A 20,841-nucleotide genomic window follows, 5' to 3' on the forward strand; every position below is an offset into this window, starting at 1 on the left:
AAAAACTGCTTTTAAACTATATAACTAAATTAAAGTTAGTTTATTTTCTTTTAAAGATAACTTTTTCATTTGGATCACCATCAAGCCCAGTGATTACTAGTTCTCCATCAATAACCTCAACTTTAGCTCCTTCAAAATATAATGAACCATCTGTATATTCTTCATTTTGTTCTGTATTTAAAAGGTTCTCATATTTGAAATCAACGACAGTTAATGTTCCAGCTTCTTCATTAAATGCCCAGTTTCCAGAATATTTGTCATTATACATGTATTCATTAGTGTAAACAGCAGTACATGATGTTTGAGATTGTTGTATATCAAGGTTTTTTCCTTTTTCGTCATAGGTTTCATAATAACTACCATCTTCATTTAACACAAAAGTCCACTCATCTTTTTCTTCCATATTATATGGAATATCTGTAAGCGTACTTCCGTTTTCACACTGGATGGTAGTGGTATCATTATTTTCAGGATCGGTTGGTTCTTCTCTATCAAAAATCCACTCTCCAACAATTGTAGTGTTACCTCCCCATGACTCTACTTCTACACAAACTTCTTCAATTTGACTTATATTACCTTCGGCATCATAGATACAAATAGCGTAGCAAAATTTTCCTGGAGACACAGTTTCTTCAAAATCTACATTAATCTCTAATTCACCTTCTTCATTCATTTTAGAGGTAAATAGAGTTTTTTTCTTTCCTTTAATTCCTGATGTTTTGTTTCCATCCCCATTATTAAAAGCAGTACTTGGAATATCAAAATAACCAGGTACTGCATTTCCATTAACATCCTGAAATTGTATATATGCACCAGTAACAGCTCCAGTTGAAGTGAACGAAATGTTGAAACCGTTATTTAAGAAAGCTTCCTTTTGTGCAGTGCTTGTTACAAAATTTAAAGCTCCACTTGGAGAAGGAGGTGTCCCTGTTTCCAGTTTAGCACCAGGAATAGTTATCCCACTAGTAAGTTCTGCAACAGGAATTTCACGTTCTTCTGCGTTAGCGCCGTCATCAACGGCTGGACTGTCATCATCACTACTACAAGAAAATAGAAATACACTCACGAACATGATGCTCGTAAAAAATAGGTTTAGTTTTTTCATTTGGGTTTCCTTTTTATATTTATCACCAATTACAATTTTGTTTAAAAAATTAACAAAATGTTCACAAATATAGAATAATTTTTAAAACTTATTAATTTGTTATGTTGTGGTGCTTAGAAGACGATTTTTCTGTTAGAATTTTTACAATTCATCTTCTGATAACACAACTAAAAAATCATCTTTATCCAACTCAATAACTTGGTTCTTATCCAGATTTAAGGTTACCCCAAAATTCTCGTCCGCATTTTTACTTTGATTACCTTTTCTAATTCCAAGGCAAATTTCATCACGTAAATCGGCTAATCCAATCAAGTCACCAAAAGTTGTTTTAAGCGGGAATTGATCGGTATATAATTGAATGGATTTTACATAAATCTCACTTCCGTCTTCAGAGAATATATCCTCATAGAATTTCATAATCAAAGGTTCTTCACTCAATTGTGCCAAAATCATAGTGATTAACTTATTACTAATAATAAAATCATCTACATCGGTTTGGGTTATGATTTCCTGATTATCAGAATTAAGAACTTGTGTGATAATTTTTGTATGTACATCTGGTGTAGCCATTTTAATTTTTCTTAAGAGTAAAAGAATAATCAGGGTATCAGAATCAATTCTGTCTGCTCGTTGTTCATTAAACTCTTGTGATAGAATGATAATATTATCATAATCAAATGGATTAGTAGCCTGAAGGCTATCCATTAATAAAGGATCTGCATCGGTTAGGGTAATTTTAAATTCTGAATATATTGTTTTGAGCTCCTCTACACGATTGATAAATTCCTCATTTGGATTCTTGAAATAGATATCAAAAGAAGATCCTTCTGTAAGATAATCGGCAGATTCACTGATAAATATCTCTGCTACACTATGCCAACCTAATATTAGAATAGATTTTTGACCTTGCTCTAATTTGGTGTCTATTAGTTCAATTTTGGAAAATTCATGAATTGATTGTGTTTCAAAATTGATAGTTGAATCGTCTTCTGCAAGAATAATGATCTGATCTTCTGATTTCATTTTGTAATCTCTTCCAGGGCGAAGTGTCATTCCGTCTTCTTCATTATATACCCCCAAAGGAATTCCGTCCTTAAAGTGGAGTGGCAAATCACCAAAACTGATGTTATTCCAATTACTTTCATAGAAATAAATTTCACAACCATCAAATGATAGAATTTCATTATATACCATTTCAAGACCACTAGTCAATGAGGTTTGTACCAATAGTTTACCCATAATTTCCCAGGAGTCCAAAGCAATAATATTTTCGTCATGAAAATAACCAATGAGTTCTCTTTTATCCTCATTAAAAATTTCTGCAATTATTGGTAATTCGTTTTTCCCGTCCTGACATGAAATAATAGCCATTATAGATTTTACTGACTGGACATCAGAATTTATTTTTTCATCCTGAAAAGCACTTTCTGAACAGTTTGCCAATAAAATAACAGATTTTGCGGCTTTTATACTAACCCTTTTTAATTCATTGATATTAGCATAATCCCCGGTGGTGGTGATAATACTTGTTGTCTTTTTATCTGGAATTCGTTTAGCAATTAAATCGTCCATTTCTTCCTTATCCTCATCAGAAAGAATAACTATAGAGGCATAGCTTTCGCTTTCATTTGCCAGAATTAATTCTCTTATAATATCTACTACTCTTTCATTCCAACCCAGTATTAAGGTATGATTCTCTTCTATTACTTTTCCTCTACCTTTTCTAAAATTGTAGAATACTTTTTCTAAGGCTGTTGTAATAAAGGCAATTAACATCGACAAAATTACTACTCCAATAACTCCCGATAAAATTGTAGTAATTTTTAACCAAGTTGGAGCAACATTGTCCTGATTCATATTACCGGGATCAGTCATCTGTAACCAAGTAAGCCAGATGTCATCAAAAAAACTATCTGTATAAGCTAATTCTGGCCATAGGGATATCATAATCCATCTTAAAAAGACCATTAGGGTGAATAGGACTATAAAAACTACAAATAAACTTACGAAAATTGAGGATCCCCCTCGGTTAAGATACTTCTCAAAACGGTACCTTAGTTTGTCTTTAAAATTTGCTTGCATGGTATATGTTAGAATGTTTTTGGTTGGTGTTTTTAATAACAACAAAAAGTAATTATCTCATGACTACCAAAGTAAACAATAAAAATGAAAGAAATAAATTGCTGGGGTAACCGAGATTATGGTTATGTTATTTCTCTATTAAGAACGGCTGATATTAATAGACTTTTGCTATCAAAACTTTACTTCCATTAAAGCTAAAGGTGTCCCCAATAGCTTTTCCCAACAGCAATTTTCCGATGGGTGAGTTGGCTGCAATTGCATAATAGGATTTGTTTTCTACAGATAACTTTCCGACAGAAATACTTATAAAATAATGAGCTTGAGAAGTCATCACTAAGCTTCCTAATCGAATATGTTCTGAAGAAGAAAGGGTAATTTTTGCCAAAATTTCTTGCAATTTTTGCACTTCTGCTAATTGCGCACCTGCTTTTTCACGTTCTAATTGTAACATAGCGCGACCTGTTTCGTGTTTATCTCCAGCAGTACTTTTGGTTTCAGAAGTTAGAGACTCCTGAATACCTTCAATGGTTTTTTGAATACGTTGTAATCGCTCATTTACATAGTTTTGACATTGATCTAATAGTACTGATTTAATCTGGTTAGCAATCATAATGTATTCTGACTTTAATCAATTTTGGGTTTTAATAGAAAATAAAGAGGGTAGCCAAGCATAGGGGGTTTCGTCAAATATCTCAAATAGACCTTTTACTCATCTTTAAGCACTAAAGTACCATAATTACGCATTTGTATAGTAATCCATCGTTTTCTTTTTTGAATGTATCCAGAAGCTGGATTTGCTAGAAATTTTATTGGATTAGGAAGGATTGCTGCAATTGCAGTTGCCTGATCTCGATTAAGAGCAATGGCAGAGGTATTAAACCAAAATTGTGACGCTGCTTGCGCACCATAAATCCCGTTACCCATTTCGATGCTATTAAGATATACTTCAAGGATACGTTCTTTACTCCAAAAGGTTTCAATTAAAAATGTAAAATAGGTTTCAAACCCTTTTCGTACCCAACTGCGATGTGGCCATAAGAATACATTTTTGGCAGTTTGTTGAGAAATAGTACTGGCACCACGTAATCGTTTCCCTGATTTATGCTCGGCCATCGCTTTTTCAATTGCTTTTTTATCAAATCCATTATGTTCAACAAATCGTTGGTCTTCACTGCAGATAACAGCCAATTGTAAATGCGTAGAAATTTTTGATAATTGTACCCATTGATGTTTAATGACATATTCATTGTCGGATTGCCATTTTCGTATGACCATTAATGGAGTGGCAGGGACATTAATCCATTTATATATCAGTACCCAGAAGACACTTAGTATAATAAATACAATACTACTTTTAACGATAAAACGGAGTGTTTTTTGCATAACTCAATAAATTTAACTTATAAAAGATCTGCTAATTCTGTGCCAACTAGACTCCCTATAGCAACACCCATTCCGCCTTGACGTACACCACAAAAAACATGCTGTGATAATGGTTTGATTATAGATTTTTTTTGATCTCCAACCCCCATAATTCCACTCCATCTACGGTCAATCTCAAATTTGGTATCAGGTAAAATAACCTCATGTAAAATCTCTTCTAGCTTCTGTTGAATCAATTGGGTTTGGCCTAAATTGGTAGTCTCTTCTGTCTTAAAATCTAAGTTGCGACCTCCTCCAAATAGAATTCTGTTATCTATATTTCTAAAGTAATAATAGCCTTTATCAAGATGAAATGTCCCTTTGATATGCAGGTTTTCAATAGGATGAGTGATAAGCACTTGAGCACGAGCAGGTTTCACCTCTTTAATCCCCAATTGTGAAGCAAAACCATTTGTAGCAATTAATAATTTATGAGTAGAAAATGTAAATTGATCAGTTTTTATTTCAACAGCAGTATTATTATCCTCAAAATTTGTAACGGTACAATTATTAAGAATTTTGATATTAGAATTTTGTGCTTTTTGCAGTAATGCTTCCATCATTTGTCCGGTATTGATCTGGCCTTCGAATTGATTAAGAATGTATTTTGGTTGAATGTTATTAAAGTTGAAAATATTCTCTTTACTGCAGAAAACATCACTTTTAAAAATAGGTTGTAATAGGTTGTTGATTTGTTCTATTTTTGAAAGGCAATCTTCATACAATATTTTGTCATGTGTGGTAAAAAGTTCATATCCTCCATATTGTACATAATCAATAATTTGATCTCCTAAGTGTTGGCGTAATAACTGAAGTCCCTGATATCTTTTTTGGATAAGCCGAAGTACTTCTGCTTCAGTATGTGAATTGAGATCATCCAAAATTTCTGATAGACTGCCAAAACAAGCAAACCCTGCATTTTTTGTACTGGCTCCATTGGGTAACATCCCACGTTCTAAAATCAAGATTTTGGCTTTAGGGAATTTGGTTCGTAACCGTAAAGCACAGGATAATCCAACAATTCCACTTCCTATAATGGTAAAATCGATATTGGATAACCAGGTCTTATATTCCCAATAGCTAAGATTCGTCTCGTTCATGCTTTACTTTCGATATGATCAAAAGTACGTCAAAAATGTTCACATATTTTATTTCTTGTTTTAATATTGTTTGCTATTCCTGAAATGTTATAGAGTATATCAGATTCTAAGAGTAAAGGTTATGTTTCAATATAAGTTCTTGGGTTAAGAGACTTAATTTTATAATTTATGGTGTCCTAAAATTCTGATTAATTTTTCTAAGTTATTATTTTTACCTTTCTCTAAGATATTTTTACCATAAGTGGTCCAGAAGTCATGGTTTTCAAGAAATTCTTTATTAATCATATACCATTCAAAATCATTGATATGGTAGTTGAAATAGATACCCCATTCTTTCCTTAACAATGGGTTTCTATAAAAAAAAGAAGGAGTTCCAATATGCATTAAATCAGCATCGCAAAGTACTTGTGCTAATTTGGTCTTAGGTATTTGTGGTACTTTTGTAGCTTCAATACAATTGCAAATTGTATCAATATGTTTTTTTGACATTCCTTCTTTAATCAAAAACTTTTTGGCAATATTCATGCTTTCTTTTTCATGGTTTTTATAACAAATACTATATCCAGTATCATGAAACCATGCAGCTATGGTAAGCCATTCAATTTCTTCCTCAGTAAGTTTTAATTCTCTTGAAATAAGCAGCACATTTAATACTACATCTTGTGTGTGTTCCAGATTATGAAAAGGTAATTGTTTACAATTTTTTTGTAATATTTTTTCACAATATGTTTCAACTCTTTTTATCATAAGGAATACTTTATATATGTTGTTATTGAAGAAATGGTAACTTTATTTAAGACCCCGAATATTTTGCTCGGGGTCTCTTATATAAGGTGTTTTTAGTTATTCCAGAACCGGGATTTGTAAGTATGATTTATATTTTCCTCCCGTATAAATTGTGGTATTCCCCTTGTTTAATATTCCTTTATGTTCTTCTTGTGATTCTACGATATCATTTCCCTGTATCACTAATCTCAATATTTCTCCTGATTTAAATTTAACAGTGGTAGGCCATATCTCTACTTGTACCTCTACAATTTCGTTTGGACTAATTTTCTGGATATGATCATGCGTGTGAAATGGAATCTCTACTGTAGATTTGTTTTTGTCTAATGCACGATGAGATACGCGTAGCCAACCTGAAGCAATCTGACCTTTCTCTTCAGCGGGCCCTTGAAAATGTATGATTTTTCCAATAGTGCTCTCTTTTTGGATACCTACAAACAAATCTATATCATCTGCTATATCAGAACTTACAAATAAATTTAGTTTTATGCTTCCAACAATATCCGTATCTTCATTAAAGTGATACTTAAATATGACCCTTTGTTTTTCTGTAATTAGTTCTGGTTCTTCAATTACTGTTGCATCATAAGAGGTTGTATTTTCATTAGTATTGGGATGCGTACTCATAGTCATCGTTTCTGCATTGAGATACATTTTGGTTAACTCTCTTCCTAGAACAGGCCATTCACTGGCAGTTTTAATGGATCCTTTGTAAAATGCTTCTCTCAATTCATAGCGAATAGGAGCTTGATTTAAAATACCAGAATCTTCATCTTTTAAAAATTGATCAAAGAACATTTTTTGTCTCGAAGTTGCGTCTTCAGAATAGTAATATTCCCATTTTTTTCTCCCAAAGAGTTCTAACCATTTATTAGGTGATCCGATTTTTTGAAACCCATTGATTGTACCTCTTGTATGAAGCCCATGATCCTGAATACTTACCGCAACATATGCAGGAACCTTAATTTGTGATAGCGTGCTCCCTAAATCCAAATCTTGATAAACCTGTGCTGTTGACAATGGATTTTTATTAATTTCATTTTGCAAGTGTCTATACCCTGTGTTTTCTGAGGAAAGATTACTAAGTATTCTATAATTAAACCAAAGATCAATAAACGTGCTAGAGATACCACCATGATATGTTCCGTCACGATATATATCTGTGAACCCTTCATAAGGCATAATGGCTTTAAGATGTGGAGGGTTCATTGAAGCTACTCTCCATTGAGATAGACCAAAATATGAAACTCCATTTAAACCAACTTTTCCTGAAGACCAATTCTGAACTCCTGCCCATTCAATAGCATCATAAAAATCTTGTGCTTCACCACTTTCTAATAGAACAACTGTGCCAGGGGATTTACCAGTGCCTCGACTGTCGACAGCAATAACTACATAACCATTTTTTACCCAATATGCAGGATCAGGGGTTTCAAACGCTGCATATTCTGAAACTTGAACATTACCGTCGTCTTGCGGATCATATTCTGCAGGTAAGTCATCCTTGCCATAAGGACCTAAAGACATAATTACAGGAAATTGACCTTCTGCATCTGGTCGATACACATTAGCAGATAAAAAGATACCATCTCTCATTTTTATCTGGACATCATTTTCAATTAACATTTTGTATTCGATAGGTGGTATTGGATTACCGGTAAGGTCATCTTCATAAGTACAATTACTTGCTAAAAAAATAAAGACTGTTATTATTAAAAATTTTAATGTGCTTCGTAACATAATAGTGGAGTTTAAATTCTTTTGAGTTTATTTTTGATTAAACTTGGTTACTGTAGTGCACTATTGGATCCAAACAGAAACTAACTTTATGAAAACAAAGTTATTAGAGTGGGTTAAGACATTATGCCTCTAAAAGGTAATTAAATGCTCCAAAAAGCCATAATTGAAGATGGTGACGTACTAAGCTTTATTACTGTTCACTTCACTGGGGAGAAAATTATATTTCTTTTTAAAAATTTTTGAAAACTGACTGAGATTTGAGTATCCAACAATATATCCAATATCAGAAACAGAATATTCTTTTTTTTGAAGTAATTCAAGAGCCTTTTCCATTTTGAAGTTTAAATAATATTGATACGGGCTATCTCCAAAAACCTGTTTAAATAATTGTTTGAACTTACTTAGGCTCATGCCTGCTTGTTCTGCTAATACCGTGTTAGAAGGTTTTTCGTGCCAATTATGCTCTATTGTTTTTCTAACTCTTAACAAGTTTTCTAAATCTTGGGGATTAATATATGCGTCTTTTCCTATAACAGATCTTGCTTCTATTTTCTTGAAAAAGTTAGCTAGAAGTCTTAATACATTAGAGAATAAGGATATTTTATTAATGTTTTCTGAAGATTGAGTAATTTCTTTTAAAATAGTATTAAAATTAAAATCTAAATTTTCATATAAATAGATAGGACCTTGCTTGCCAAAAAACTTTTGGAGATTATTTGCCTTATTTTCTGCACCCAAAACATTTTGATGCAGCCATTTTTTTGAGAAAGTAATATTGAAAATGCTGACAGGAATATTTGCAGGTATAATTGATTCAGATTCAGTCATTGAAGAATATAGCATAATACTATAAAAATCGAATCCTAATGATTGAACCATAGTATCTATTTTCTCTTTTATGTTTATACTGGAAAAGTAAAAATTAAGTATAAAATGGTCATTGGTTTTTGTTGCTATCCTCTTTAATTTTAGATTACTGGCTAAGGTTACGTTTATAAATGTAATAGCAAGCCCTTCTTGAATATTAACAACGTCAATAGTACCTTTGCCAGATTTTTCTTGTAAAATCAACTTCTTTCCTTTCAATTTTGAAAACGTATTCTTATGGATAACCTCTTGCCATTTTTGAGGGCTGGTTATGCTATAGACTATTTCGTTTTTCAAATCCAAAGCTTTTTTAATAAGTTAAATTACAGATACAATGTCATGTCAGACAGGATCAAATGGTAAAAAAAAGCCTCATTTCTGAGGCTTTATATTTGTAGTTATTTTGGATCTTCCATTTCGAAATCTTCCATAAATTTCGTTGTATAATTACCTGCAACATAATCGGGGTGATCCATAAGTTGTCTATGAAAAGGAACGGTGGTTTTTATCCCTTCTACAACAAACTCATCTAATGCTCTTTTCATTTTATTGATCGCTTCTTCACGTGTTTGTGCTGTAGTGATCAATTTAGCGATCATAGAATCATAATTAGGTGGAATGATATATCCACTATATACATGAGTATCTACTCGTACCCCATGTCCTCCAGGAATGTGTAAATTGGTGATTTTTCCAGGTGAAGGTCTAAAATCTTTATATGGATCTTCTGCATTAATTCTACATTCTATAGAGTGTAGTTGTGGGAAATAATTTTTACCAGAAATAGGGATTCCGGCAGCAACAAGAATTTGTTCTCGTATTAAATCATAATCAACAACCTGTTCTGTAATTGGATGTTCTACCTGGATACGAGTGTTCATTTCCATGAAGTAGAAATTTCGATGTTTGTCCACCAAAAATTCAACTGTTCCAGCACCTTCATATTTTATGAATTCTGATGCTTTTACAGCAGCTTCTCCCATTTTCTTACGCAATTCATCTGTCATAAATGGCGAAGGAGTCTCTTCAGTAAGTTTTTGGTGCCTACGTTGTACAGAACAATCTCTTTCTGATAAATGACATGCTCTACCATTACTATCTCCTACGATTTGAATTTCTATGTGACGTGGCTCTTCAATGAGTTTTTCCATGTACATACCATCATTACCAAAGGATGCTGCTGCTTCTTGCCTTGCACTATCCCATGATTTTCTAAGGTCTTCTTTTTGCCATACGGCTCGCATACCTTTTCCTCCACCTCCTGCAGTAGCTTTGAGCATAACAGGATATCCCATTTCATCAGCAAGCTTTTCTGTTTCTTCAAAAGAGTCCAGAATACCTTCGCTTCCAGGAATGGTTGGCACCCCTGCAGCTTTCATAGTAGCTTTTGCAGAAGCTTTATCACCCATTCGGTCTATCATTTCTGCACTAGCACCAATAAATTTTATCTCGTGCTCTTCACAAATTTTAGAGAATTTAGCATTCTCAGAAAGAAAACCATAACCGGGGTGTATAGCATCAGCATTTGTGATTTCTGCAGCTGCAATGATGTTGGACATTTTAAGATACGATTCACTACTGGGTGCAGGTCCTATACAAACCGCTTCGTCTGCGAAACGTACATGTAGACTTTCTGCATCTGCAGTAGAATAAACTGCAACGGATTTTATACCCATTTCTTTGCAGGTTCTGATTACTCGCATGGCAATCTCACCTCTATTTGCAATTAGAATTTTTTTAAACATAACTTTTAAAATTTAAAAATCTCAAATTCCAAGTTCCAAATTCCAGTGTAACCGGATTTTGGGATTTGTATATTGGAATTTTAAAATTGGGTTATGATGGGTCTATTAAGAATAGTGGTTGATCGAATTCTACTGGAGAAGAGTCGTCAACTAATACTTTTACAATTTTACCAGAAACTTCACTTTCAATTTCATTAAAAAGTTTCATAGCCTCGATAATACAAAGTACATCTCCTTCTTTTATAGTGTCGCCAACTTCTACAAATGTTGGTTTGTCTGGAGATGGTTTCCTATATAGAGTTCCTATAATAGGAGATTTAATAGTTAGGTATTTTGAATCATCCTCTGAAGGACTACTTTCTGTTGCGGCAGGAGTAGTTGCAGGAGGTGTTGTTTGCACAGGTGTTACGGCCTGAGGAGTAACAGAGTTACTAACAGGTAAATGCTGTACAATTGTAGTTTCTTTGCTTTCGTCTGATGCAGTCTTGATGGTGATTTTAATGTCGTCCATCTCTAACTTTACTTCGCTTGCGCCTGATTTGGCCACGAATTTAATTAAATTCTGAATTTCTTTTAAATCCATAATGTGGGTATTGTGTGTTTTAGTTGTTTAGGAGTTATAGGCCCATTTAAGATAAATAGAACCCCAAGTAAAGCCTCCACCGAATGAAGCAAATACTATGTTATCCCCTTTTTTGAGTTGTTTTTCGTAATCGTGTAATAGTAGTGGTAACGTTGCTGAAGTAGTGTTACCATATCGTTGAATATTCATGAGTACTTTACTCTGATCTAGTTCCATTCTTTTGGCAGTAGCATCTATAATACGTTTATTAGCTTGATGTGCAACAAGCCAATTAACATCCTCACCAGTGAGGTTATTACGTTCCAGAATTTTTGTGCTGGCATCTGCCATATTAGAAACAGCATATTTAAATACCGTTTTTCCATCTTGTTGCACAAAATGTTGTCTTTTTGCAACAGTTTCTTCTGTTGGGGGAAGGATAGATCCTCCTGCTTCAATTTTAAGAAACTCCCTTCCTATACCATCAGTACGCAGATATTCATCTTGTAGCCCCAAACCTTCATGATTTGGTTCAAAAAGAGCTGCTCCACCACCATCTCCAAAGATAATACAGGTAGTTCTATCAGTATAGTCAATAATAGAAGACATTTTATCTGCTCCTATGAGTAGGACCTTCTTATATCTTCCGGATTCTATATAACTGGCTGCAGTAGACATTCCATATAAAAAACTGGAACAAGCTGCTTGTAGGTCATAAGAAAATGCATTGACAGCTCCAATTTGAGAAGCGGTATATGCTGCTGTGGCAGCAACAGGGAGATCAGGTGTTGCAGTAGCAAAAATCACCATATCGATTGTTGCAGGATCAAGATTTTTTTTGGAAATCAGATCTTCTGCCGCTTTAATACCCAAGTAAGAACTTCCTTTGTCCTTGTCTTTTAGTATTCTTCGCTCTTTTATACCTGTACGACTGGTAATCCATTCGTCGTTAGTTTCGACCATTGTTGCTAATATATCATTAGTTAACACATAGTCTGGCACGTATGCGCCTACAGCTGTGATAGCGGCTGTGATTTTACTCATATCTTAGTTTTAGTTTCACGAACTACAGCACAAAAATGCCCAAAAAGTCGTTGAAATTACTAAATTATACACAAATATGGCGCAAAATAATTGGATTTTGACACATATTCAACTAAAAACAAAAAAACTCTCACATTTGTGAGAGCTATCTTTAAAATTTTAACAGTATTGTTATGCTACTTCTTCTTCAGTATTATCGATAACAATCTGACCACGGTAATATAATTTACCTTCATGCCAGTGTGCTCTGTGATATAGGTGTGCTTCTCCTGTAGTAGGATCAGTAGCTATTTGAGGAACAGTAGCTTTATAATGCGTTCTTCTTTTATCTCTTCTGGTTTTCGATATTTTTCTCTTAGGATGTGCCATTGCTTAGCTATTATTTATCGTTTAATAAGTTTTTTAATTTATCCCAACGAGGATCCGTTTCCTCATCGTTATCTACTATTGTTTTTTCTTTCGGACTTAATTCTTCTAGTTTTTCGAGTATGTCAGATTTTAATGTACCATTTTCTACACCAGGATGAACTCTTTTAGGAGGCATTGCCAAAACAATGAGTTCATAAATATATTGTTGAACGTTTATTTCATATTCTCCATGCGGTAGAATAAGAATGTCTTCGTTTTCATCATTATATTCTGAACCAAACTTTACTACTAAAAACAATTCGTTTTGAATAGGTAAATCAAAAGGTTCGTTGGTGAGATCACAATTTACATTAACAGTTCCTGAAGCTTTAAACCGAAGCTCAAACATAGTTGTCTTCTTGTTAAACTCCAGATCAGCTTTTATTAAAGCCGAATTAAAGTCATCATACTCAAAATGTTCAAAGAACGTGTTTTCAATTTGATACTCAAACTGGTGTAATCCTTGCTTCAGCCCAACGAAAGGAATGGTATACTCTTTAAGTTGTTTCATTTCATCATCAGTTTCAGACGCCTATCGATTCGATAAAGGCGGGTGCAAAGATAATAAAAATTCGTTATGAAAGTATTTTTGTAAACAAAATTATATCAGATTGTTAGTGATTAATCTGGTTTTGGGTTTTAGGGAGTAGATTTTAGGATTTTTTAGGTTTATAATTTCTGCTCTCTCCCTGCTTTATTTTGTGGTTTACGAGGTTGTTTCTTTAATGGGTTTTTGGTCAATTCATTATATTCATTTCTGTTTTTAAAAATTTTAAGTGCGGCGAATACAGCTTCTTTAAAAGAACTGTTATCTGCTTGATTTTTTCCTGCAATCTCAAAAGCAGTGCCATGATCTGGTGAAGTACGTACTTTATGTAATCCTGCAGTATAGTTTACCCCTTTACCAAAAGAAAGTGTTTTAAAAGGAATTAAACCTTGATCATGGTAAGAAGCCACTACTGCATCAAAAGCTTTGTAGTTATTAGATCCAAAAAAACTATCTGCAGCATAGGGGCCATATACTAATTTACCAGAGTCATTGATTTTTTGAATAGTAGGTTTTAAAACTTCTTCATCTTCTTTACCAATAACACCATTGTCCCCGCTATGCGGATTAATACCGAGTACAGCGATCTTTGGTTTTGAAATACCAAAATCTTGTCGAAGTGCATTATGGATAGTACTTATTTTTTGTTCGATAAGTTCTGGGGTTATGATTTCAGCAATATCTTTTACTGCAACATGATCTGTAAGTAAACCAACCTTTAGATCATCAGTGATCATAAACATTAAGCTGTTTCCGTTTAATTCCTGATCCAAATAATCAGTATGTCCTGGAAATTTAAACTCTTCTGACTGGATACTATGCTTATTAATTGGTGCTGTTACCAATATGTCAATATCATCATTTTTTAATGCCTTGGTGGCCGCCACAAGTGATTTAATTGCATAACTTCCCACCTTTTCGTCTTCCTGTCCAAAATTAATACTTACTGATTCTTTCCAAACATTCAATACATTGATCTTTCCGTCAAGGATTTGAGAGGTTTTATCGATACCATGTAAATTGGTATTACTTTTATAGTGTTTCTTGAGAAAAGAAAGAATTTTTACAGAGGCAAAAATTACCGGAGTACAGAAATCTAACATTCGCGAATCTTCAAAAGTTTTGAGAACCACCTCGCTTCCTATGCCGTTAAGATCACCTATCGAAATCCCTAATCTTATTTTTTCTTCTTTCTTCATTATATAAACTACTTTATCAGTATTTTTGAATCTTAAAATCAAGACTCAAACTTCAAGCCACAAATTTAACTAAATAATTCGCATTTATGTTTACAGGAATCATCGAAGAATTAGGAACGATTACTTCTTTACAAATAGATAAAGAAAATCTGGATATTACTGTGCGTGCAAATTTTACTTCAGAACTCAAAATTGATCAAAGTGTAGCGCATAATGGAGTTTGTTTAACGGTGGTATCGATTAAAGAGGATACATATACAGTAACAGCAATCAAAGAAACATTAGATAAAACTAATCTTAATGATCTTACTCAGGGAGCGATTGTAAACCTAGAACGTGGAATGAAGCTTGGGGCTCGGTTAGATGGACATATAGTGCAGGGACATGTAGATCAAACAGCAGTATGTACTGCTGTCGAAGAAGCAGATGGAAGTTGGTATTTTACTTTTACATACGATGCTGCTTTACATAATATCACTATAGAAAAAGGCTCGATTACTGTTAATGGAGTGAGTCTTACTGTAGTGAATTCTAAAAAAAATGAGTTTAGCGTAGCTATTATCCCTTTTACTTATGAACATACAAATTTTAATACGTTCGAAGTAGGAACTGTAGTTAATCTAGAGTTTGATGTTATTGGGAAATATGTAAAAAGAATTACAGAATTGGGAGTTTAATAACTATTATGGCTATAATAAAAGGGTATAAAACAGATGAAAAATTATTTTCTTTTTATTGTATGTACATTTCTATGGTGTTCTTGCACAAATAATACGATCCTTTTTGAGGATGATTTTGAAAACCAAAGTATAGGTAAATTACCAGGTCATCCTTGGAAAAAAACAGGAAATGGTAGTGTCGTTGTAGATACCTTAAGAGCATTTAGTGGTAAAAAATCAATACATTTCATTTCTGGAGAAGGGTATAAGAATAGAGCTTTTATAGGGATAGATCATATTTTTCCGGTACAGGAAAATCGCTTTTATGGTCGGCTAAAAATGTATGTAGAAGAAGCTCCCCGTGATGGTATTCATTGGACCATGATTCAAAGTTCAGGAAAAGTGAAAGGTCATGATTTTTCATCTGAAATAAGATATGGAGGTCAACATCAGAAAAGGTTAATGGCTAATTATGAAACTCAAGGAGTAAAAAGTGATTGTTGGCAACATTCACAAACCAAAATTCCAGAAGAAAAGTGGTTTACTCTACAATGGATGTTTGATGGAGAAAAGGATACTATGAAATTATGGCTTAACAATGTATTGATCGAGTCTATTATTGTAGTTGGTCAAGGAGAAGGTTGTGTGTCGAATGAAATCGATGGTAAATGGAAGTTCCCTGTTTTTGAAAATATGCTCATCGGATGGGTTGATTATCAAACTGGAGGAGGAACCCGGAGCATTTGGATAGATGATGTAGTTTTATCTGAACGTATGATTTCAGACAAGTAGATAGAATCTATTGCTTCTCGTATTTGGCATAGAACCATAATTTAGGTGATTTTGAAGGGTTGTCATTTTGGTAATATCCCCACCCTATAATTTCATAAAACCGGTCAGAGACAGTTTCTTTAAAATACTCAATTTTTTGAGGAGTTTTTTCATTGCGTTCCCAAATTATAGTATTATCACCTTCAGTATTTCCTGAATGTATTACAGTTTCGTCTGGTTTTCTTACAACGCACCACATCTGTCCATTCTGGATTTTATTTACACCTTTACTCACTATTTTTTGTCCAGAATCGGGATAAAAATCTGTAATAGTTACTTTTTGAAAATAAGGAGTTTCTGAAGAGTATACTTGCTCTACTTTTATACTATTAATTTGTTTAAGTTGCCTTTTTTGTATGCTGGATAAAGAAATATGTTGTAGTTCTAGTTGTTCTTTGGGAACAGGGTTTTGATCTTCAAATATTAAGAAATCTCCTTTCCAATGGCCATCTAATATGCTAAAAACATTGGCGTAACTTTTATCTTCTTTAGTGACCTTGGGAATATCTTGAATATTATCAATAGTAATATCATTTTGACAACTACTGACGATCCAAACTAAAAATAAAATATAAGTGAGATGTACTTGTTTCATATAGTAATAAAAGATATAATTTTATACTAAAATAGAAACAGAAGGGTTATAGTAAAGTGTTGAGAAGTAGAATTGTAATTATACCAATTCTACTTCATTAAATTTAAAAAGTGAAACCCTGTTTCTTTCAATTTTTAACAGTACTCCTCCTAGATCACTTAGTGTAGAGCAGGATTCGAAATCCAATATTTTACCAAAATATTGACTTTTTGCATCTATTACTTTATACCGCATAATTCTTGATTTGATTAGTTTTCCCATTTTTTCATTATAGTAGTTCTTTCCCCAAAAAACATACCATAGTGCATCAAATTCTGAAGTAAATGTAACGGTCAACCGTCATTTTTAAAAATAAACTTATCAGGTTTTATTAACAATACTTCTTTTTAAATCACGTTTTGCATCAAGCTTAATACAAAAATCAGTGTCCATAAAATCGTTCTTAACCAGTTGATTTTGATAAGTTTACGAAGAACAAAAGGAGTGTATAGACTTTTGTTTATTTTCTTGTGAATAGGGACAATAAAAAAGAAGGTGATGATCCAAATACTGTATATAGATAAGCAAATAATAATGTTAAACATCGAGGTGTTTTTTAAGATCTCAATGATGCTAATTACTAATTGACCTATCATTAAAGGGATTACTATTAATGTAATTCTTGACGTATATTTTTTATGCCACAGCATAAGTTCTTTATGTCCATAATATGGAAAAGCCGAATAGATAACCAATTGAACTAACCATATCAAAATAACTAATCCAAAATCTAATAGTAGTCGTACTACTTCGAAAATACTCATGTCAGATTAATGCAAGTTCGTTTTAAAATATAGTGATATTCACTTTTATCAATAACTGCTCTTTTCTTGTGATAATGGGGAGAGACTAAAAAGAACAACGGCAAGATAAGGGTTTTTTGTAGCATAGCCTTAGTTTTTAAGATGCTCTTACCACTGTATATTACAGAAGAATTTAATTTTCAATGATTTAGAGGAGTGTTAAATTTTTCTTATCAGGATCTCAAGCTTTAAATCTGTATATGGATTCTGTCTTTTTTGATGACTTTAAAAATGCTGTAATTTCAAAAATATTTGAAATGAACATGTTGGAATTATTCCAAATTTTGTAACTTTGTAATGGAATTATTCCAAATCTAGCTGCATCAGTCACTAATTGCACATTTTAAGAGATTTTCACTTTTTGTTAAGTTAATTTTTTATGGACTTGGCATACGTTTTGTAAAAATATAGATAATCCAAATCGTATGACTATGATAATACAGTTACCTAATGCAAATGATTCTTATGTTATGAGTGGTATAAACTATGAAATACAAAACCGAAAATTACAATCGTATAAACATACTTTTGATTACAATTTCTGTAAAAGAAAGTATAATGAGTATGCTCGCATGAAGCTGGATGAATTTAAGGAATGTTTGAAAGATCCTCAAAAGTTGGGCGAAATAGGTCATTTATGTTCCTTTATTTTATGGGTTAAAAATAAAGAGAAGCATGAATATAGAGATGCTTTGGGGGATTATGGATTGATTCATTTACTTTTTCATTGTTTAGAAAATAAACAGCATGCAGAGTTGCATGCTGAGTATATACATATATTGTTTAAAGAGGATATAAAATTGGTATAAAGCAATATACTTTAATTAAAACGGTACATATTTTAATTTACTATTAGATCTTCTGTTCCAACTTGTGTATCGCATTTTGGGTCTAATAAATCTCGAGTTTGATCACATTCATTAGATCCACCTATAATATTTTTGAACTGTTCCTTTGATAATTTTGACACTGTGATTTTTTTAAGGTGTAACTTTTTCATTTTTAAGAGGTTTTGAGTTTGTGACAAATATAATTGATAAACTTGATCGTTATATTTTTACTAGTCCAGATTCCGGAATCTGGACTCACTGAACATCTCAAATGATTGATTTTTAAGACTCTATTTTTTTAAGCTCTTCTATAAAATAAGAGGGATAAATCCCTGTTCTTTTGTAGAAGTAAGTAGAAAATGATTGAGTATTGCTAAATCCAATTTCTTGAGAAATTGCTTTAATCGTATAATTGCGTAATTTGTAATTCGTTTTTAATTTTTCTAATACATGGTCAATTCTAAGATCATTGATGTAAGAGGTGAAATTTTTCTTTTTGTTGTAATGTATTACCTTAGAAATATACTTGGGATTAGTATTAAATTTACGTGCCAGGCTACTTGTTGTTATACCTGGTTTTAAAAAGTCAAGTTGCTTTTCGAAGTTATCTATTTTTTCTGATAAATCATTCACAATTTCATCAGAAATGTCAATAGTATGAATACTAGATGATTTGCGTTTTTTGGGTATTGAATTATGATTTTTTCTAATAGATGGTGACTCTAATAAGGCTTTAAACCTTTTGGCATATATTTTTTGCTTTTGATATTGATAATAACTCAATCCTAAAGCTCCAACTACAATAATAAATAAAGCAATAATTAATTTTTTAAACTGAGTGTTTTTAGAATTCATTGTCTCTATAATAATTTCCTTTTCTTCCAAAAGTTCTTTGGTGTCGAATTCTTTTAGTAGCAAATCATTGGTTGACCTATAATTTTGAGTAAGAACACTATCTATACCTAATAATTTATTGATATAAACTAGTTGATTAGAAAGGTCATTTACCGATTTATAATGATTAATTAGTTCTACATAGGCTAATCTGCTTTCATGAATGATGTAGTTCAATTTAGATATCGAATCTATCTTTTTAAAATACATAATAGCCTTTTCTGATTGACCAGTAGCTTTATAAGTCCTTGCCAGATGAAGATAAGCATCTATCAGATTATAGTTTTCAAAATAAAATTTAGGGTCAGGGTTCATAAATGCTGGGATGGTGTTACTTATTTTATTACGGGCTTTTAGATAATTACCATCATAATAATCAAGAATACCTTCGTTTAGATCAAATAGGTATGCATTTTTTTTCCCCCTAGACAACTTAACGCCTTTTTGATTGAGGGTTTTAGATGAGTCTAATTGGTTATTTAGCCTATATAAGGATACCAATTCACTTAATGTAGTAAGATAATTTAAGGTGTCTGCTATGGTTTTTTTTTCGAGTTTTTCTTCATAATACAGGCATTCCAAAAGTAGGGTTTTAGATTCGTTGTATTTCCCCAGCTTTCTTTTTAATAACCCTATATTATGTTTGAATACATAAGTATAGAGTTCATTTTTTGCTTTTTTTGAAAAATCCAGAGCCTGAAGATAATCATCTAAAGAGTTTTTGAAATTCCCTAGATTTTCGAAGATAATAGCACGCTTTATGTATAATATTTCTGGGAATTTTTTTTCGGTACTATTTTTTGCCATTGTAATTGCACTATCTAGATATGTCAAACTACGCTCGTCTTTATATTCATATAGTTGACTTAATAAACTATATGCTTTGGCTATACGGATACTATCATTTTTTCTCTTTCCATTATATAAATAGGTTTCAGCATATATTTTAGACAATGGTTTATTCTTATTTAAGTTTTTGTGAAACTTTTCATAGAGTTGTTTATACGTATTATCGTTTAGAGAATCTTTGTTTGTTACAATAAACACATCTTGAGCATATACTCTAAAACCGATAAAAGCCAGAAAAACCAATAGTATTTTACAAAAACTTGGACTCATCTTTATTTTTGGTACAGACATAAATCTAATTTGCATTTTAAGAATTTTAACACATAACATAAAATGCATGTTAAAGCTAAATGTAAAACAATTAGTGTTATTTAGAAAAAGAAAATTTCCCAGATTATTTTGAGATCAAATTTTGAATATGCCGATTAAGTATATTTATCGCTATACCTGCTTGTAATTCGTTCATTTTGAGGTGAATTATCATTTTCACAAAATAATAGACTGATATATAGATAATTATGAAAAATTTTATAAGCTTATTTTCCAGAATTTAAAGTCCAGATTCCAGAATCAGTACCACCTTCCTTTGTTTTAAGAGAGTTTTCGCCTTTATATTTGAGAAGAAGAAAATGGATCTGATATACTATAAATGAGTATAGTTTTTTAGAAAATCAAGATAAAAAGATCATTCTATACTTCGATTTCATTTTTCAGATTTCAATGTACAGGTGAAA

The 20,841-nt window shown here is 32.3% G+C and carries 22 protein-coding genes; 3 read left to right on the top strand and 19 right to left on the bottom strand.

Going from position 1 to position 20,841, the window contains the following annotated elements; translation table 11 throughout:
• Window positions 1–40 precede the first annotated feature (40 nt).
• The 14 genes from PQF96_RS06950 to pdxA all read right to left on the bottom strand — a co-directional run bounded on the left by PQF96_RS06950 (window position 41) and on the right by pdxA (window position 14,607).
• Window positions 41–1,105, bottom strand: a complete 1,065-nt coding sequence (locus PQF96_RS06950; RefSeq protein ID WP_271765531.1) for a hypothetical protein — start codon at window positions 1,103–1,105, stop codon at window positions 41–43.
• A 141-nt stretch (window positions 1,106–1,246) separates the two neighbouring features.
• Window positions 1,247–3,052 carry a CASTOR/POLLUX-related putative ion channel gene (locus PQF96_RS06955; RefSeq protein WP_271765532.1) on the bottom strand — a complete coding sequence of 602 codons (1,806 nt, stop codon included), beginning with the start codon at window positions 3,050–3,052 and terminating at the stop codon, window positions 1,247–1,249.
• A 289-nt stretch (window positions 3,053–3,341) separates the two neighbouring features.
• Window positions 3,342–3,797 carry a 3-oxoacyl-ACP synthase gene (locus PQF96_RS06960; RefSeq protein WP_109436411.1) on the bottom strand — a complete coding sequence of 152 codons (456 nt, stop codon included), beginning with the start codon at window positions 3,795–3,797 and terminating at the stop codon, window positions 3,342–3,344.
• Window positions 3,798–3,892: 95 nt separating this feature from the next.
• Complete coding sequence (gene mtgA, locus PQF96_RS06965) at window positions 3,893–4,570, bottom strand: monofunctional biosynthetic peptidoglycan transglycosylase (protein ID WP_271765533.1); 678 nt, start codon at window positions 4,568–4,570, stop codon at window positions 3,893–3,895.
• 17 nt (window positions 4,571–4,587) lie between these two features.
• Window positions 4,588–5,709 carry an NAD(P)/FAD-dependent oxidoreductase gene (locus PQF96_RS06970; protein ID WP_271765534.1) on the bottom strand — a complete coding sequence of 374 codons (1,122 nt, stop codon included), beginning with the start codon at window positions 5,707–5,709 and terminating at the stop codon, window positions 4,588–4,590.
• Between the two features lie 159 nt (window positions 5,710–5,868).
• Window positions 5,869–6,456, bottom strand: a complete 588-nt coding sequence (locus PQF96_RS06975) for an HD domain-containing protein (protein ID WP_271765535.1) — start codon at window positions 6,454–6,456, stop codon at window positions 5,869–5,871.
• Window positions 6,457–6,552: 96 nt separating this feature from the next.
• Entirely contained in the window at window positions 6,553–8,235 is a 1,683-nt protein-coding gene (locus PQF96_RS06980) for a CocE/NonD family hydrolase (RefSeq protein WP_271765536.1), read from the bottom strand.
• Window positions 8,236–8,415: 180 nt separating this feature from the next.
• Window positions 8,416–9,399 (bottom strand): helix-turn-helix domain-containing protein, encoded by a 984-nt coding sequence (locus PQF96_RS06985; protein WP_271765537.1) that lies wholly within the window; start codon window positions 9,397–9,399, stop codon window positions 8,416–8,418.
• Window positions 9,400–9,500: 101 nt separating this feature from the next.
• Entirely contained in the window at window positions 9,501–10,847 is a 1,347-nt protein-coding gene (gene accC, locus PQF96_RS06990) for an acetyl-CoA carboxylase biotin carboxylase subunit (protein ID WP_271765538.1), read from the bottom strand.
• 91 nt (window positions 10,848–10,938) lie between these two features.
• The gene (gene accB, locus PQF96_RS06995; protein ID WP_271765539.1) at window positions 10,939–11,430 is read right to left on the bottom strand and encodes an acetyl-CoA carboxylase biotin carboxyl carrier protein; all 492 of its coding nucleotides are present in this window, start codon (window positions 11,428–11,430) and stop codon (window positions 10,939–10,941) included.
• Window positions 11,431–11,457: 27 nt separating this feature from the next.
• Window positions 11,458–12,453 (bottom strand): beta-ketoacyl-ACP synthase III, encoded by a 996-nt coding sequence (locus PQF96_RS07000; protein WP_109436419.1) that lies wholly within the window; start codon window positions 12,451–12,453, stop codon window positions 11,458–11,460.
• A 171-nt stretch (window positions 12,454–12,624) separates the two neighbouring features.
• On the bottom strand, window positions 12,625–12,822 hold the full coding sequence (gene rpmF / locus PQF96_RS07005; RefSeq protein WP_025743674.1) for a 50S ribosomal protein L32: 198 nt from the start codon (window positions 12,820–12,822) through the stop codon (window positions 12,625–12,627).
• A gap of 10 nt (window positions 12,823–12,832) precedes the next feature.
• Window positions 12,833–13,372, bottom strand: coding sequence for a YceD family protein (locus tag PQF96_RS07010; protein ID WP_109436420.1), 540 nt, complete (start codon window positions 13,370–13,372; stop codon window positions 12,833–12,835).
• Between the two features lie 158 nt (window positions 13,373–13,530).
• Window positions 13,531–14,607, bottom strand: a complete 1,077-nt coding sequence (gene pdxA / locus PQF96_RS07015; protein WP_271765540.1) for a 4-hydroxythreonine-4-phosphate dehydrogenase PdxA — start codon at window positions 14,605–14,607, stop codon at window positions 13,531–13,533.
• Between the two features lie 86 nt (window positions 14,608–14,693).
• Here pdxA and PQF96_RS07020 point away from each other — a divergent pair, with 86 nt between their 5' ends.
• Both PQF96_RS07020 and PQF96_RS07025 read left to right on the top strand, forming a co-directional pair.
• Complete coding sequence (locus PQF96_RS07020) at window positions 14,694–15,284, top strand: riboflavin synthase (RefSeq protein WP_109436422.1); 591 nt, start codon at window positions 14,694–14,696, stop codon at window positions 15,282–15,284.
• 36 nt (window positions 15,285–15,320) lie between these two features.
• A complete protein-coding gene (locus tag PQF96_RS07025) occupies window positions 15,321–16,058 on the top strand; it encodes a hypothetical protein (RefSeq protein ID WP_271765542.1) in 738 nt (245 codons plus the stop codon).
• Window positions 16,059–16,065: 7 nt separating this feature from the next.
• Here the strand turns inward: PQF96_RS07025 and PQF96_RS07030 are convergent, their stop codons facing one another.
• The 3 genes from PQF96_RS07030 to PQF96_RS07040 all read right to left on the bottom strand — a co-directional run bounded on the left by PQF96_RS07030 (window position 16,066) and on the right by PQF96_RS07040 (window position 17,495).
• A complete protein-coding gene (locus PQF96_RS07030) occupies window positions 16,066–16,692 on the bottom strand; it encodes a hypothetical protein (protein ID WP_271765543.1) in 627 nt (208 codons plus the stop codon).
• A 78-nt stretch (window positions 16,693–16,770) separates the two neighbouring features.
• Window positions 16,771–17,028, bottom strand: a complete 258-nt coding sequence (locus tag PQF96_RS07035) for a hypothetical protein (protein WP_271765545.1) — start codon at window positions 17,026–17,028, stop codon at window positions 16,771–16,773.
• 50 nt (window positions 17,029–17,078) lie between these two features.
• Window positions 17,079–17,495, bottom strand: a complete 417-nt coding sequence (locus tag PQF96_RS07040) for a hypothetical protein (protein WP_271765546.1) — start codon at window positions 17,493–17,495, stop codon at window positions 17,079–17,081.
• Between the two features lie 470 nt (window positions 17,496–17,965).
• On the opposite strand from PQF96_RS07040, the gene PQF96_RS07045 reads away from it, so the two are divergent.
• On the top strand, window positions 17,966–18,343 hold the full coding sequence (locus tag PQF96_RS07045; protein WP_271765547.1) for a hypothetical protein: 378 nt from the start codon (window positions 17,966–17,968) through the stop codon (window positions 18,341–18,343).
• A gap of 32 nt (window positions 18,344–18,375) precedes the next feature.
• On the opposite strand, the gene PQF96_RS07050 is transcribed toward PQF96_RS07045, so the two are convergent.
• Window positions 18,376–18,534: a class I lanthipeptide gene (locus PQF96_RS07050; RefSeq protein ID WP_271765548.1), complete on the bottom strand. Its 159-nt coding sequence runs from the start codon at window positions 18,532–18,534 to the stop codon at window positions 18,376–18,378.
• A 112-nt stretch (window positions 18,535–18,646) separates the two neighbouring features.
• Window positions 18,647–20,413: a helix-turn-helix domain-containing protein gene (locus PQF96_RS07055; protein ID WP_271765549.1), complete on the bottom strand. Its 1,767-nt coding sequence runs from the start codon at window positions 20,411–20,413 to the stop codon at window positions 18,647–18,649.
• Between the last annotated feature and the right edge of the window lie 428 nt (window positions 20,414–20,841).

This window comes from Aquimarina algiphila (assembly GCF_947494415.1).
In the GTDB taxonomy this organism is placed as follows: Bacteria; Bacteroidota; Bacteroidia; order Flavobacteriales; family Flavobacteriaceae; genus Aquimarina; species Aquimarina algiphila.